The organism is Flavobacterium azooxidireducens (assembly GCF_023195775.1).
Classification (GTDB): Bacteria; Bacteroidota; Bacteroidia; order Flavobacteriales; family Flavobacteriaceae; genus Flavobacterium; species Flavobacterium azooxidireducens.
The window spans coordinates 2,689,322-2,706,424 of the sequence record NZ_CP096205.1 but is presented as its reverse complement, the minus strand read 5'-3'; the positions used below and the strand labels follow the sequence as shown (position 1 = coordinate 2,706,424).

Annotated in this window: 6 protein-coding genes; all 6 read right to left on the bottom strand. The window is 33.5% G+C overall.

Going from position 1 to position 17,103, the window contains the following annotated elements; genetic code table 11:
- Positions 1–74: 74 nt before the first annotated feature.
- The 6 genes from M0M57_RS11745 to M0M57_RS11720 all read right to left on the bottom strand — a co-directional run bounded on the left by M0M57_RS11745 (position 75) and on the right by M0M57_RS11720 (position 16,958).
- Positions 75–485, bottom strand: coding sequence for a hypothetical protein (locus tag M0M57_RS11745; protein WP_248433218.1), 411 nt, complete (start codon positions 483–485; stop codon positions 75–77).
- Positions 472–1,368, bottom strand: a complete 897-nt coding sequence (locus tag M0M57_RS11740) for an RHS repeat-associated core domain-containing protein (protein WP_248433217.1) — start codon at positions 1,366–1,368, stop codon at positions 472–474. Before M0M57_RS11740 ends, M0M57_RS11745 begins: the two co-directional genes overlap by 14 nt.
- 196 nt (positions 1,369–1,564) lie before the next feature.
- Entirely contained in the window at positions 1,565–2,029 is a 465-nt protein-coding gene (locus M0M57_RS11735) for a hypothetical protein (RefSeq protein ID WP_248433216.1), read from the bottom strand.
- A 10-nt stretch (positions 2,030–2,039) separates the two neighbouring features.
- Positions 2,040–12,620 carry a JAB-like toxin 1 domain-containing protein gene (locus tag M0M57_RS11730; protein WP_248433215.1) on the bottom strand — a complete coding sequence of 3,527 codons (10,581 nt, stop codon included), beginning with the start codon at positions 12,618–12,620 and terminating at the stop codon, positions 2,040–2,042.
- A complete protein-coding gene (locus tag M0M57_RS11725) occupies positions 12,557–15,085 on the bottom strand; it encodes a SpvB/TcaC N-terminal domain-containing protein (protein WP_248433214.1) in 2,529 nt (842 codons plus the stop codon). Before M0M57_RS11725 ends, M0M57_RS11730 begins: the two co-directional genes overlap by 64 nt.
- A gap of 85 nt (positions 15,086–15,170) precedes the next feature.
- Positions 15,171–16,958, bottom strand: coding sequence for a T9SS type A sorting domain-containing protein (locus M0M57_RS11720; RefSeq protein ID WP_248433213.1), 1,788 nt, complete (start codon positions 16,956–16,958; stop codon positions 15,171–15,173).
- Between the last annotated feature and the right edge of the window lie 145 nt (positions 16,959–17,103).

Sequence of the window (17,103 nt, the reverse complement as noted above, 5' to 3'; positions counted from 1 at the left end):
GTACCCCGAGTAGTTAGGAGCAACGTAGTATTTTAAGGAGAATAATTCGCATGATATGACTAATGACCATTGGGTTAAGGATTTAATTTCTTCCATCCAAAGTATGAAATCACATTTAAGAACACTGATTTAATGATAACTCTAAGGGCAATATTTAAGTTACTGGTAGCTAAATCTCTTACATCAAAAAAACTATAAACCAACAAATCTACTACGCAAAATAAAATTCCAATTAAAATCAAAATACTATATTTTAGAGCCTTTGTTTTAATTCTAATAAATAAATAAATAAATAGCATTAAAATGAGTGCCCAAATCATTAAGGATAATGGCATACCGATTTCACCACTAAATATTTTATCTAATATAGCTAAAATTAAACCTCCTACAATATACATAATTGCATCATTAAAGAAATAATCAGATACAAAAAATAGTATTGTACTAACAATAATTATAGAAATAAACTCTTTATTTGTTATCATCAGATTTAAATTTTTTATTCCAATCATCAATAGAAATCACTGTGTCCTTACCATCTTTTCCCTTATGAATAACACCTTGAAAAACACCATCTTTATTTACTTTAATTCTAATATCAACATTAATATTTACATCACCTTCGTCTTCAAAAAAGAGATTTTTCACTGGACCATACTCCCTATCTCCTGATGTTTCAAAATTACCTAACCAAAGTCCATTCCCTTCTGAGTCAAATATTATACTCTCGTGATTAGGAAAATCATCTCCACTAATTGTGCCTGATATACTTAAAATATGGTCTTTCTTGATGTTGCCTTGAATTCCAACAGAAAGTTTTGTAAATACATCTATTGGCTGAGCACCAAATTGTGCTTTGTTTGTTCCTGCTGAATGTACATCAATATAATTGCTTCCTGCTTTCGTTCTATTATTTACCAGTGTAGGTGACATTGCATCTTTTTTGCCATCAGTTGTATAGGATCGATACATACCGCCACCCGCACCTGTTTTTCTGGTTTCAGTATCATAAGTAATTAGGGTAGAACATCTAGATGAAGCGTTTAAATCTAACGAATGCCCTCGATTATCACCATGCCATTTATTACCTGGACCAAACGTAGGGAATGGAGCATAACTTCTTGTAACAAAATAAATAGGATATAGTCCGTTAGGATCTATTAAACTTACAGGATTCTGCATCACATAATTATACGGATTCCAACTCGGAAACTTCTCCGCCAACGGATCCACACTCAACCAAATACTTATCTTCGGATCATAATACCTCGCTCCCGCATAATACAAACCGGTCTCCCTATCCAACTCATGCCCCGTAAACTTCCAGCGGTTTTCATAATCAGATGTTTGACTATGTTGTTCGGCCATGGTTTATCTCACAGACTCTTATTTTTTTTTTGTGTTCGATGAACCTCCTTGCGTCGGTTTCACCGAAAGGTAAATTTAAGAAAAACTCGTAAGGCAAACCATTCATTTTTTTTTAAATGTTGATGTTCTCAAATGATGAATGACTTGAATTTTAAATATCATTTCTTTAATAAGTCCATGAATTTTTTCTCTAAAATCAATAAGATGAATAAACTTCTATATATTTATTTTTATTAAATCTCATTAACCACATAGGTAATTCATCAATATATGAATCAACAATTAAATCATTATTTCTTTTTTTTCTTGACTTTAATAAAATTTCCTCAATTCTTTCAAATTTAAAAAAAATTTTTGGTGCCTCTTCAATAATTAAAAACTGTTTAGAATTTAATAAAAAGAATCCTGTATAATTTTTTGTGATATCTGCATCAAAATTTGTTGTTATTGATATAAAATAACTTTCATTATCTTTACTAATACTTATAAAAAAAATAAGTTTACGATCCTCTTCACTTAATCTTTCTATGATTTTATTTAATTCGGTTTCTAAATCACAGCTGATTTTATATCTTGCGAGTTTGATTTGCTCAAAATTTTCATTTTGACTGCAACATGAAATTTCTTTTAATAAGAATATTGTCATTATAATGTATTTCATATAATATAACTTAAAAACCATAATCAGACTTTTTTGAGTTTCTACTAAAAGGCACATAACTTTTACTTTTTGGTATATAAATATTGAAACTTGGAATACTATTTCTTTCAGGGTATTTACTTTCGTACCAGTCTGAAACTGTTTTTGCAAATGGAACATCTCCAACATCACCAGTAAATCCAGGTATTCCTGAAGGATATGGTGTGTTTTTTGGATGATTATGATTTATCTCTCTTATTGTATAATTGAACTGTAGTTGCCCATTAATGACAGTCTTAACACCTGGCTCTGAATATTCAATGTGACCAGTTGTAATAAAGTTTAAACCCCTATTCCCTTCAACACCGGTTTTAATGTGTGACCACTCTACACTCGTATTATCTGCAACAAATTCAAACATTTTTTCTCCATTTTTATCACCCCTTATTTTATAAATATCAACATTAGTTGATGCTTCAACACGTGATCCATTTTCTCTCTTACTATATGTAGCACTTTCAGAACGAACACTTTCAACTGTTCCATATGCAAAACTGACTGATTTACCTTCAACTCTATTCCATTTACCATCGCTATCTTGCTCAACAATGTGAAAACTATCTACTCTCTTATTTTCAATTCGATTTATTAAGTTACCTTGTTTATCAATTTCATAATCATCTCTTCCATCCGGATCAATTCTATTTATTGGATTACAACTAACATAATGATAAGGGTTTTTTTGAGGATACTTCTCCGCCAACGGATCCACACTCAACCAAATACTTATCTTCGGATCATAATACCTCGCTCCCGCATAATACAAACCGGTCTCCCTATCCAACTCATGCCCCGTAAACTTCCAGCGGTTTTCATAATCAGATGTTTGACTATGTTGCTCGGCCATCGTTTCTCCGAAAGGTAAATTTAAGAAAAATTCATAAGGTAACCCATTCCCGTCTGTTAAAAATGTCGCTGTACCTAGATGATCCGGGTGGTAATAATAAATCTGGTCTTTTGGTCGAGCGGCATAGGATTCTCCATTATCACTATAGGAAGTTGTTTCGTCCTCTTCTTTATCAAGTTGAGGCTTGTACTCTTTAAAGCTCAATTTGGTTTTTATTTCTCCCTTTTCTAAATAATATTGCAAATCGTCTTGTTGCAATTTTTTGTGTTCGTCTTCGGTTCGTCCGGAACTTCTTCTAGAACAAAATCTTTCCGAATCTTCAGGAAATAATCGATCGGCACTCTCTTCCCCAACACGGGCCGCAATTCGCTGAGCACCGGCATAATAATGCTTACTGTAAACCCCATCCGGATCCACTACCAAAAATGCACTTGGATAGGAAGTGTAATTACCCATTTGAACGGTACTGCTCACCAACTGTCCGTTTTCATACAAATCTTCCATGGAGGAAGAAGCTTTTAACACACGTTGCCCTCCTGCATCATAAATATAATGATGGAGTCGTACACGTTCCACTGCAACCCGTAAACGATCCGATTCATCCCAAAAATAATATTTCTGATTATTATCCTGATTTACTCTGGAAATAATATTTCCATTTTGGTCATAGTTAAAACTCTCGAAATCACCGTTGGTAGGATTATCTATTTGCTTCAACTTATGTGTTCCTTCAAAATAGGAATAATCGTTAGCGTATGTGTTTGGCAAATAAGCAATATCATTTTTACTATGGTCTTGTGATTTATTGACTATACCATGAGTAGAATTATAATCCATCTTTAATTTGTACTCCGACTTGAAATCATTACCAATTTCTAACTGACTCGCATGACCACTAAAGCCGCCTTTAGCTCCAATCAAACGATTCAAATTATCATAACCATAATTGTGTTCGTATTTCCCACCCATACGATTAACACTATGATAAGTAGCGGAGTTCTCAATTTTAGTCACGTTGCCAACAAAATCATACGCATACGCATTTTTCAATAAGTGTTCATTGTTTGACGTTAACACCTGCAACTGCTCAAGTCTTCGCAACTCGGGACTATAATCATAAATTGTTTCAGTGCCGTTTCCATATTTAATGTAGCGACGTTGCTCATAATGGTCATAATCCACTCGTTCCACATAACGATGATCACCTTCCACTCCGTTTAGGTTACCTCCTAAATCATAAAAATAGGACACTTTTTCGCCATCAGGATACACCATACCTTGCAGTCGATTCCAACTGTCATAAGCAAATTGAGTCACATAGGTGCGATTGGGCAAATTGGGAGTTGGAGCAATAATGGTTCGTTTATTTAAGATAACTTCACCCATGTTACCGTACTTGAACTCTTGCCTCCCTGAAGCATCTTCCTGACAAATTAATCTTCCGGTTTCGTTTCCTGAACCAAGTGCACCAAAGGTATAATTGACATTGGAAAGGTTATCAACTCCCGGAACAACTTCAGGAAATTCGATAGACTCCAAACGATTATAATTATAGCTATAGTGAACAAATTCGTTATCAGTAGCCAAATTAGATGTCTGTAAATAAGTTAAATTACTGGCATCATCATAGCGATAAAACATATCACCACGGTCAGGATGGTTCATATATACTTTTCTGCCTAATAAATCATATTTATAAGAAGTCACCATCCCCATATCATCCGTATAATTCAACAACTCACCAATAGCATTATAACCAAAGTGGGTAAATATGTCACCGTTCGGGCCAACATTATTTGTTTTTATAACGCGACCATTTACATCTTTAAATGATTCAGATATAATGTCAACTGAACTGGTTTGTTGGGTGACAGAACGTGTTTTGTGAAAAGTTCCTTCAATAGAATATTCAGCAAAAGATTGATTACCTTCTTCATCAATACTTTCAACAACTCGATCCAATTCATCGTAAATACTTTGTTTAAAGTGAGTAATTGCGTCTTGATTATATTTAATGTTGATTGAATTTGATTTTCCTTCTAAACTAGGATGAAATTGTCTAATAGCTCTACCAAACTCATCGTAACTAACTGCACCGGAAACAGACATCATCTCTCCATAATTTGGTGAAAGCGTTGGATCTTCATTTTTATTAATGGTAATATCTTTTTTCACTTGCATTACCCTACTCATACCATCTACAAAGGTGTAAGTATCAATAGTATTATTGCTATGTTGGTCATCAAAATGATTGGTCAAAGCCACCGGCACAAACTCTTCTTCAGTAACGAGACCTTGATAAGGACTGCTTTGTAAATCGGTATATTTTGGAAAATACGAAAAAGCAATAGTATAAGGGTTTTGATTTTCAATCTCTTTTGGACCTACAACAACAGTCAAACGACCGTAAGAATCATATTTATAGAGCGTTTTATTATCCGCCAAATCCTTAACCATTTCAGGCACATCAAATCTAGGGTTGTAGCTAGTTTCAGAAAAATACCCAAAGGCATCAGAGGTTTTTACAATATATTTATAATGATCGGTATCATACTCGTAGGCATACTCCATACGTTGTGCTGTTTCATTTTCAGGATAATAAATATGAACAATATTACCATATTCATTGTATTTTAAATCCACTTGAGCAAAAGTACCAGAACTGTTCGCATAAAAGCTTTTAATTGTTTGTATTACTCCTGTGTTGTTATCAATGTTATCAGTGGCTCGTTTTCGCTTAGTATTACCATTAATAGAAACAACCACTTCAGCAGGAATTTTGATGATATTTTTTTCAGTCAAGGATGAAATAGCATGATACTTGATGGTGGTTTTATAATTATCTTGTGTATCCGATGGATTTCCCATATAATCATATTCAATTACTCTTCCTTTTTCGTCATACTTGAGTACTGATTCATTAACCAAAGGTGAACTACCTAATTCATAAACATAACTTTTTTGTTTGGTTAAAAAAACAATGGCACTTCTTCTACCCTCTGTTCCGCCAACGTCAAAAGTTTGAGACATTATACCGCCCGTAGAGGTATCAACAACTAAATTATCATCTAGTAGTCTTCTAATTTCATAGTCATTTTCAGACCTTGAATACAACAAATTACTTGCCATATTTCCTTTATAAAGGGCTGTTTCTTTAACAAGTCCTTTTAAAAAGTAACTTCTATTATGATACTTCGTTACAGAGGTGCGATAAATCGCATCTTGTACTCCTTCTTCATCTACTGTATAATCAATCGATTTAACGGTTTCAAAGCCATAAAAATCACGTTCTCTTCGGTCATAACGCGGGTTTTCATATTCATAATTCTTTTTATAAATATCTTGCCCATCATTTACCAAATTGTATTTATCGTTAATCTCAACACTACTTAGTACCCATTTTGGATGAGGATTATCATAATTAATTTTATGCACCTGATAATCCAATGTAAATTTTCCTCCCAATGAATTAGTAACCGATTTCAACTTATCTGTTCTTCTTATTTTCGAATGATATACTCTAACTTGTGTTCCTGAAATTTTTTCAATTAAATCAGGATAACCATCGCCATCAAAATCGGTAATTGTTTTTTCTGTTTTATTGGTAGAAGTAGATAAGTTTCCACTAACAGTAATAGCAAAGAACTTAATACACAAACTTGTAAAGGGAATCCCGAAATTAGGAGCAATTGTAAAGGCTAAATTACCTCCCGCAGTTACAGAAACTGATTCTCTGTTCAAATTATAATCACTCCATTGTTGTTGGGCAATAAAACGATTACCCCTATTAATGGAGACATTCAATTCATCGTCAGTATCAACAAAATCTACTAATCCATCACCGTTAATATCTAAAAAGGTGTTTTTGGTGTTGTTCCAAGAAGAAGTTAATGAAACGCCACCTTGAATACTGCTATTCCAAAGGCTTAGCCCCACTCCACCGCCAATATTGGTAGCTCGACTTTCAAATACATTACCCAAATTTGTCCAAACAGCCGAACTACTTTCTAATTTTCCTCCTTTATTCAAAAAGACTTGAATAGAATTTCCATTTTTTGTGATTAAATCAGAAAGTCCGTCACCATTCACATCCGACCAAAAACTATCAGTAAAACTTTTTCCTGTTGAAAAATTACCTGACAATCCGATACTGGTACTCGATTTAGTACTATTGGTTGTCGTAGTCATTTTTTGTGGCGTAGAACCTTTTGCTCCTTGATCGTCATTCTTTCCGCCAAATCCTCCCGAAACGCCAACACCAAAATTACTATTACTGTTTAAAGTAACTATTTGTTCTTCATTTTGTCGGTTTGTTTCAGCATTTAATCCACCGGTTCTTGTTGTAAACTGAATTTTATCGGTAGTAACCACATCTGGGTAACGATCACCATTCAAATCAGTGTAATCAGTCACTAATTTTCCACTACCTTGAATAGACTTTGAAACTGATATACCAATTCCTGCATAACTAGCTCCTGCAGAAACATTTTGACCTTTTGACCTGAAAACTTTATTTATTCCTACTGCCCCTGTATTAAGTAATCCTTGGTAATTATAAGGCTCAACATCATATTCAGACGATAATGATTGTGTCATGGGAGCTGCTTTAAAGGACTGCTCTGCAGCATAATTTTCACCGTGAAAAGCAATCCATTTAGGCTCAGCTCCTGTTTCTCGCAAAGCTGTTGGTGGCAAAAATGCAGAACCATCTTGAGCAAAAGCTTCGTATTGCGATTGTAAATTTGTTAGGTCTGCTAAAGCAGCAGCTCCTGAATCTTCTTCGGTGATAACAAGATCTAAACCTTCTGCCCCATCAATTAAATTTTGAAGTTCATCTAAATCATACGCATAAAACAACACATCTTCTTTAATTAAATTTCCATACGTTGAAGTAGTAGCTCCTGTAACTTGTGCCGGATTGTAGAAAAATTGCCCCCATTGTCTGTACATCGGTCCAAATCGATTATAGCGATGATGTAAGTTTACATTACTATTTGGAACAGAATAATTGGAACCGGAATAACTAATTCGAACAGTAGAATTCACAGCAGCTTGAAGTTTGGCAACTAAAAGTTCTCCTCCTTTATTAGCCTGATCATTTTCCGCATAAAAACCAATCTCTATTTGCGAACCGATTAAATTATCCATCGGAATAGGATTATCATAAGCAGGTAAACCACTCAAACTTTGTAAGCTACCGTTGTTCACAACCAAGCTTCTGCTTCCAACAAGCTTGCCGTTATTTTTAACAACAAAATGTAATTTTCCATAATCTCCGGAAGAAAAGACACCTCCGTACATAGGCCGAATAGTCAAATTAGCTCCACCGTTTACTTGTGAAACATCAAAAGTAGAATACAAAGGACCGCACACATACTGTTTATAAACCGTGTAATCTACAACAGGATAATTGATTTCTGTGGAAGTAATTACACCTTCTGTGCCATTTTCACCAATTACGTTTTCTGATAGTGTAGTGGTCACAACCGGATTCCATTGATACTCCTTCCACTTTACATTTGAGGTTGATTCCGCCACAAATAAAAATTGTGTGATTGTGCCATTATCAGTAAAATTAATTGCTGATAAACCAGTAGGATTAACACCGGTAGTAGCGTTAGAAGCACAAACTTGAGAATAAATTACTGATTCAGATCCTGCTACTAACTGCTGAGTTTCTATATTTACAGCTTGTTTAATTATTTTATAGACAACATCATTCGAAGGTTGATTTATAGTAAAAGGTTGCCATGTTATAGAAGCATTACCTTGCTTTCCGGGAACTGTAAAGGCTCTAGATTGTGTTAGAACAAAACCATCTGAATAGGAAGTATTATACACATCATATCCATTTTGATCAACGACATTTTGATACTGACTGTCAACATAATTTATACTCGGATTCCAATTTACCGGCGGATTACTATCTGTTTTAGTATGTAATCTAAAATAGATACGGTCGCCTTTTTCTACTGCTAGAGGTTGTCCATTACAATTGGTAGTTAAGGAATTAACAACGTTAACATTCGTTGAATTTAGTTCTGTTCCATAAAGCAAACACAATTCATTGGTATCTTGACACTCCGATTGATTTTCAGAACGTGCAAATGTCGAATCTACTCTTGAAGGGGTTAATTGTTGGTATGTTTTAATATAATCCGCCAACCATTTTTGAGCATTTTGTTGACGTTTTACCCTGTCTTGTTCAGCAAGTTGAATATGTTTATTTTGAAAATCTTCGGCATACTTTTTAGTATCAATTCCGCTCAGCAAAGATAATTTGGAAGATAAATCTCCCTGAATAGGATTTTCATTTTGGTCAAACCAAAACGCCTGAAAGGATTTGATTACCATTTTATAAATACCGGAAACAGTGTTATCTTTATCATTTTCAGTAAAATCAAAAAATAATGTTGGATGAACCTCATCATAAGGTAATACAAGTTCTTTTCCTTCCGCAAACCATTTGTTCATAGCAAACTCCTTGGCTTCTTTGGTTGGTTCTAAATTAGTATAATTAGCTGAAATTAAATCGTTAGTAATTACACCGGAACGTTGTACTCCGCAATTTTCAGTTACGTTGAATGGATAATTCGTGGCCTGATTTGGTGTTGCAACTGGAGTAACAGTTACAGACGAAAAAGCGGTACTGCCATACATCTGAATTCCTATTGTATAATTGTTGGCAGAGGTAGGTGCAGTTAATTGATAAGCATTTCCATAGACAGATTGAAAAGCACTTTGAAAAGCACTGAAATTATCTACTAAATTAAAAGTTCCTAATAAATTTCCATTAATGTGCACATACGCATTAACACCAACTGTTAAATTACCAAGATTTGTATGTGTAAGTTCTTGATCGGGAAATTGGTTGGATGTCCAAATTGATCCACTTAAGTTATAACCATTTTTAAAAACTCCATTAAATTGATTTGAAGTTGAAAAAAAAGAAAACTTATAGCCATAGCGATTCATAAAAGAATAAAGATGTGAAGTCCCAAAATTATTTATCTCCAGCATATTGTGTGATAAATTTTCAAAACTCAAATAAGAATATGGAACAGAGCTTCCATCTAGAATAGAAGAAAACCAATTTGTAATAGTATCAACTGAATTAGCACTTCGTATAGATATATCTGCACAGTCTGTATTATTAAAATCAAAGGGCGAACAGTATTGTGGAATAATACCTGAGCACTGATTCAATGTGCCTTGTTGACTATTTCCATGACTTACAAACAGTAAATTAGGAGAACTAGGCGTATAAACTGGTGAAGATGAATTGAATTTAAAACTATTGATTCTTGTAGAAGTACGTTGGCATGAACCATAAATTTGACTATTTGTATGTGTAGCATTATTTATACTATAGAAAGATCCGTCAGTACTATATTTATATAGAGTTGACGTAACGTTTGGAGCAACAAAATCAACCGAATAGCACTGTTGCGTCTCAACGGTAGCATTCTTTTTTTCTACGGTAACGACTGCTGATTGACTTGAATCTAATAAGGTAATGTCGTTATTTATCGTAATGACACCATCCGCAGGTGCTTCCCAAACCTTGACTACATCATAAGATGGCAAAGTAAACTCAGGATCTTCTTCGGGCTCTGAAACTGAAACAGGTGCTGCAACGATAACTAAATTTTCGGATGCCTTGCTATCAGGAATAAAGGTCAAAGCACCATCGCTTTCAACATGATTAAAATAAACCAGGCCATTTTTAACAATATCAATTAGTCCGTCGCCATTGGCATCCGTAAAATAGATATTTGTAGTGGATTTAGAAGTTGATTTTTCCCAACCTATAGAAAAAATAGAATTGAATGAAAAATTATATTGTTCCGATTTACCGGTAGAATAATAAAAGCGATCAATACCAGTAATCATACGGTTTAAACCGAAACTGTGGCTAATCACCTCTTCCCCTTCTTCATTAATCGTCCGGTTAACAATATGAGGACGATAGCGTATAACATCACCACTTTGTGTAACAATATCGCTCAACCCATCACCATTAATATCTATTAAACTAACTTGTGATTTAGTTCGGTTTCCTGAAACACCAATGCCAAAACCGAAGGTAATATTCTTGGCAAACCAATTACACCCAACCCCTATTAGTCCTAAATAACCACCAATTCCTTCGCCTTTGGTAGAACTACTTCCTAAAGGGGAAAAATAACTATTAAAAGATGGTATCGGTTCTTCTCCGGTGACCAAAAATTCAGTATTCAAAAAAGAAGGGCATTCGGGATCACCAAAAGGAAACGAATTCTCAAAAACATAAGAATTTGTGGTAGAAGGAGGATTTCCTCCTGTAAAAATATCTAAATTGCCTTTTGAAAACAGACCTTCTTTTTTATTTGAATTGACATCGTTTGACTTAGATTTTAAAAGATTATCTTGTTTTTTTGATTGAATAAGCTGTTGGTTCCTATCCTCCAATTTTTGATAAAAGTTATTGTCTTTAAGCCATTCTTTTGCCTCTTTTTGTGCTAGTAGCCTTTGCTCATATTCTTTTTCTTGTTGCTTTTCTTTTAGTTCAAAATAAGCTAAGGGCATGTAAGAAGGCAATTGTTGTTTTAAAATTGCTAAAACCGTTGGATCTTTAACTTCTAAACCGTTGGAATCCAACCATTTTTCTAAACCTTCCTCTTTACTCCACAAAAAATTCTGTGAACCTAATTCTTTTGAAGTTTCTTCATTCAAAAGAAGCTCATAAAATAGTGTCAAATGTGAAAAGGGTAGTTTTAATTCAGCCCCCTCAGACACCATTTTCATTTCATTAAACTTCACTTCATCTTGAGACGGTTTGTAATTTTCCCAACCCTTTTTCACAAAATTATTGTTTGGAGAAATTCTAAGAAAGGGATCACAATTGGTTTCTACAATATCATAAGAATTAGTTACCTGATTATCAGCAGTAGAGATAGTTATTTCACTCAAATCGTCTGTAGTATTGAATATTCTAACAGAAATTGAATTACTACTATTGACATAAAAAACATCTGCTCCGGGATACAATGCTAATATATGATTTCTAAATACATTAAATCCATTACTGCCGTTTACACCTGTGGTAAAATAAGCATAATTACTGTCGAATAATGGATTTCCGTTGATTGATGCATTAAATGGGATATAATTTGTTTGGGAAATTTGAAGAGTTATGTTAAACGTATTAATTATATTAAAGGGACTTGATAAACGTTTCAATACTAATGTACCAACTAAATCATTTGATGTTGAGCTATAATTTGTAAAAATAGTCGAACCTGAATAGTAAGCATCACTACCTTCATATGTTCCATGATAATCAAAACTCAATTTGTTGGCTGGAAAAGAAGAAGTTATAAAAACAGGAGGCGTAATCATTTCCGAAGTTGAATTAAAAATCAGACTAGAGAAATTTTGAGATTCAGATTCAAACTGACTATTTGAATTTCCATAATAACGATCAGTATTAGAAAAATTGAGATAGTCCGTTGGTGTCAAACAATTTGTAAAATTCTCTCCTAAGGTATTACCACATCGTAAATATAGATTGGGTTGACTAAATGTTTGACCTGAAATTGTAAAACTTTCAAACAAATGACTCGTACAAGTGTTATTAAAACTATGGGTTCCACTAGCCGTTATTGGCGAATGAGAATTTCGGAAATTATAAATTGTATATTTCGGAACTGGAAACACAAACATAAAACACTTTTCTTCATCACCCCACCACCATCATCGTCATCCTCACAAAGATTAACATCAACTCCCGCTGAAAAGTAAATGTTGTTGCCTTCTCCATCTTCTAAATCATCATAATACTCAAATTCATGTCGATAAAATTCATTATTTCCGGCATCGGCTTCCACAATAGATAATAATCTATTCTTACCAAACTTACTAAATCCGGGATCATAATTCAGATTATACCGTCGTATTAATTCATTTTGATGTTTTACTTGGATAGTATTCAACAACTTGGTATTAACTAATTTAACGCCTAATTTAGAATCAATAGTAATATCAGGACGATAGGTACTTGTGGGTATAAACTCTACGGAATATCCTCCATCGTCATCTTGAAAACCGGTATAAGTTATCCGACTCAGATAATAAAAGATACTACCTGCAAGGTTACTATTTACTCCCGAAATGGAACCAATAGTCTCTTTCGTGTAATAATATTTCATACTATTTCCATGCACATCCTCAACCATATACAAACTCCAATATACCACTTTTCCCTCTGCATTTTTTAATACATAGGTTTCGTCAACACCCGTCTTTCCTCCGTACCAACTAACAACTCCATCGGTATTGGTCACTTTCCAATGATAATTACTTGGGTTAGTTCCTAATCGCTCTAGCTTTTCAAATCCACCTTGTTTTCTCATAGTAAATACCGCATTATCTATACGTTCACGCTCAACTGTAGAATACACATCTCCAGCATTTGTAGCGTCATAATGACGATTAGGCATCCAATCAACCATATCCGCATTCAGGTTTTCGATCTTCGGATACATCAATTGTTCTCCATTTAAGGTATAAATTTCAGTTTCATGAGTATCAGACAAAATAGGCACACCCCATCGTGTATCAATAGATAATGCAGAGGTACTCATGTCCCATCCTAAACCTAATAGACCATTACCTCCATCACTATTATATTGGATAGCCAAACTGGGTTGCAAACCACTTCTCCCTGACGGTACTTTTATTGGATACGAAACACCGGCAGAACCTTTTTGGGAAGCTTCAGGCGGCGATATCAGTGTCATTCCCGAAGTAGGATTAGCAGCTTTGATATCACTCATCATCGTGGGAATAAATGCAGAGGTTTCGGGTGTCTCCGGAACTTGAATAATACCATTTATATAATCAGTAAAATGATTCGTATTCGATACAATCATTTTCGTTTCTAAAAGAACGCTATCTTTTTCTACACTCACCCAACTCTTAGAATCTTTACTAAAATAAAAGGTTTGAATATCTTTTTCAGAATAGCCGGAAGGAATGAGGGAATTATCATAGGCTAATTGAATTTTTACATTCTTGGCAAATTTGGTTCCATCTGGTAAAAATCGGTAAGACCCTCCTCCTTTAGTAACATTAATCATCCCCGAATTCATCGGTGCTATATCTTTTTTTCGTAAAGAAGATATCGAAATTATTTTATGATCTGTAATTGCACTATCAGGAACTATTATTCCTGCACCTTCTGTTAATAGACTACTTCCAGCTAAAGCTGAAAACATTTTTTTGTGTTCACTCAGTCGTTCATCAAAACTCACTTTCAAATCTGCTTCAAGTAAATTTGTTAGATGAATATATTCCTGCCCCACTAGTCCATTGGAGTCATTTGCTTTAATTAAAATATTTTTTTGCTCTATATTTTCCTTAGTCAACTGAATTATTCCTTCAAATTGATTTTTATAAACTAACAAGTTGGAGCCTGCTACTTCTACAGTTAAATTTTCACTTGGGTTCTGAACAAATCCCTTAATATAAAGTTGATTTTCTTTAACAAACAATAAATTCTGATCGATGTTCAAAATCATATTGGCGTTCAGAGTTGTGTCCTCTTTAAATTGGATACTTACATTTTTTACTCTGTATCCAAATTCTTTACTCGATGGAGCGGTAAACAAAATAGTATTCTCTCCTTTTTTTACCCAATTAAAAGCTAACTCCTCTTGTTGTAACGTCCATTGGTTATTTTTCTTTACTATATAACCTCCCGTAGTCGGCATGTCGTTTACACTTCTGGATACTGAACTAAGTCCTTCAACACCATATAATTCATACTGAAGATAGACCCTACTGTTAGTAGGTATTTCATCAATAGTAATTTTAAATAAATTGTCTTTTGCATCATCCAAAGGTTTATCATCAAAAACACCAATATACCCATCAACAATATCAGCTTGAAAATAAGTTTTCAGTCCTAATTTATCATTTAAAGAACTTGTTTTTTCAGAACGTAAAGTCGACTTTTTCGTTTCAACTTCATTATCAGGTTCCATAAAATTAACTGATCTTACTGAATCCGGACTTTCATAACTGCTTGAACTATCGTGAAAATTTTTAGCTTTAGTACCATTAAAAAATTCCCAGATAATGGGTTGGGCAGGAGCAATAAAGCTACTATGCAACATACCAATAAGCATAACAACGTGAATTATTTCGACTATTTTTCTGTTAAAGCCAAAAACGATTGTTCTTTCAGAGTTTTTCATAAGAAGAAAGGTGTTTTTATTTTACTATGATTCTTTTGGCAACAGTTGTTTTATCAGTACTTACAGTAAGTAGATAGGTTCCTGAAACCGTTAGGGAAGTTTTGAATTGAGAGTCTTGTATGGCGGTTAATTGCTCATTTAAAATCATTTTACCGGCCATATCATGAATAAATACAGTTATATCTTTTGGCTCAGACAAATCAAAATCAACATAAAATAATTGCCCGGAGGCTGTTGAATTGGGGTAAATACTTATTTGATTAGTTAAAACATCTTCAGAAACAATTTCAAAATCACGTGTTTCAACACATCCGTTCGCTAACTTTAATCTTAATTGATAAGCTCCGGTTTGACCAGTTTTTAAGGTAGAAGAAGAAGAAACCATTTCTTTATTACTAATCCATTCATAATTTAAAATTTGATTCGGATTAGAAATGTTTGGAAAAATGATGATTTCATTTTCATCTGAAAGTACCCACTTTTCTTTCAAATCAATAGTAAGTCCTGTGTTATCAATAATTGTAAATGATGTTGAATAGTGATTCTGGAATGCATCGGTTATTTCTAAAAAATAATTTCCAGCTGTTAGATTAGATTGAATATAATCCGGCTCAGTAAACTGAAATTCATCGTTAAATTGTTCGGAAGTCAATTTGAGTAAATAAGGAGCAACGCCACCTATTGGAGTAACCTTAAGTTGATTAGTTTGTTCGCAAATTGATAGAACTAAATCCTTCTGAACAAAAAATTCAGGAGCTATCAAAAATGAAAAATAAGCATGCTCAGAAAAATTTATTTTTTCAAAAATGAGTTTCCCATTTTTCTTTACACTTTTAACATATTTCTTTTCAGACTTAAAATCTGTAGTTTTACTCAACACAAGCCATAAAACATTATCTGTAGATTCCAAACGATTATCATATTTTTCAAATAGAAATATCGGATCAACTTCCATTTGAAGATTTTCAAAATCATCCTTTTCTCCAAAATAATGTACCCTCCATTTTCTTTTCAAAAGTGTACTTTCTTGGATCGTAGTTGAACCATCATTATCACTCCAAATCAAATAATTGTGATTACTAATACTATGTAAACTGTCAACTCCAATACTGATAGCTTTCATTTCAGAATTAACAGACTTTCTTTGATATAAACCAATTTGATCATCTCTTCCAATCCCTGTAACACGACTGGCAAAATCTTCATTTTTTTTATAGTTCCAAATTGTATCATTTGAGGTAGATAAATAAGAAGTTTTATAAAGGGATATTCCAAATTTTAAAGATAGATAGCTTTCAATTTTAGCTTGATCCAAATCAGTTACTACATCTGGTAAAAAAATATATTCTAACAATTTTCCTTGCTCACCTATAAATCCCTTAGAAATTGTAAGTCCGTTATTTTTTCTGCCATAACTGTCCCTTGAAAACTGGTAAGAAAGTATACTGCCATAAAAAGGCTCCACCTTATTCTCTAATCCATCCGAAAATAAAACGTGTTTGGAAGTAATGGTGATTGAGTTTTTAGAATCCTTCATGGCAAGAACTTGAACTTCCTCTTCTTGCAGGGATTCAAAAGCAAAAAACAAAGAACCTGATTTTTGAAACTTACCCTTATGTGCTTGCTCCAATTTTTCAATATCACTAAAGTTTAACATTGGGTTAAAATTGTAGCGATTCAATGTGTCACTTCCTTTGTAGTGTGTTATAGCACCAAACTTTTGAAAAAAATCTTGTGCAACACATTCTATAGAAAATAGTAATAAAAAAGGGAGTGCTACAATTAATTGAAAAGAAACTCTCATAAGTATAATTTTATAATTTTGACTTTGGAGATAACTAGTAAATAAATAACATCAATAGGAACTGACTTGAATTTTTATTTAAATGTTAAAAAAATCAAAAAGTTTAGGTCATAAAACTATACATTAACATAGTTCTTGTCAATAC

Excerpts from the sequence above, each read along its gene's own strand:
- M0M57_RS11745 (WP_248433218.1), bottom strand. The coding sequence starts at position 485 with ATGATAACAAATAAAGAGTTTATTTCTATAATTATTGTTAGTACAATA.
- M0M57_RS11740 (WP_248433217.1), bottom strand. The coding sequence starts at position 1,368 with ATGGCCGAACAACATAGTCAAACATCTGATTATGAAAACCGCTGGAAG.
- M0M57_RS11735 (WP_248433216.1), bottom strand. The coding sequence starts at position 2,029 with ATGAAATACATTATAATGACAATATTCTTATTAAAAGAAATTTCATGT.
- M0M57_RS11730 (WP_248433215.1), bottom strand. The coding sequence starts at position 12,620 with ATGTTTGTGTTTCCAGTTCCGAAATATACAATTTATAATTTCCGAAAT.
- M0M57_RS11725 (WP_248433214.1), bottom strand. The coding sequence starts at position 15,085 with ATGCTTATTGGTATGTTGCATAGTAGCTTTATTGCTCCTGCCCAACCC.
- M0M57_RS11720 (WP_248433213.1), bottom strand. The coding sequence starts at position 16,958 with ATGAGAGTTTCTTTTCAATTAATTGTAGCACTCCCTTTTTTATTACTA.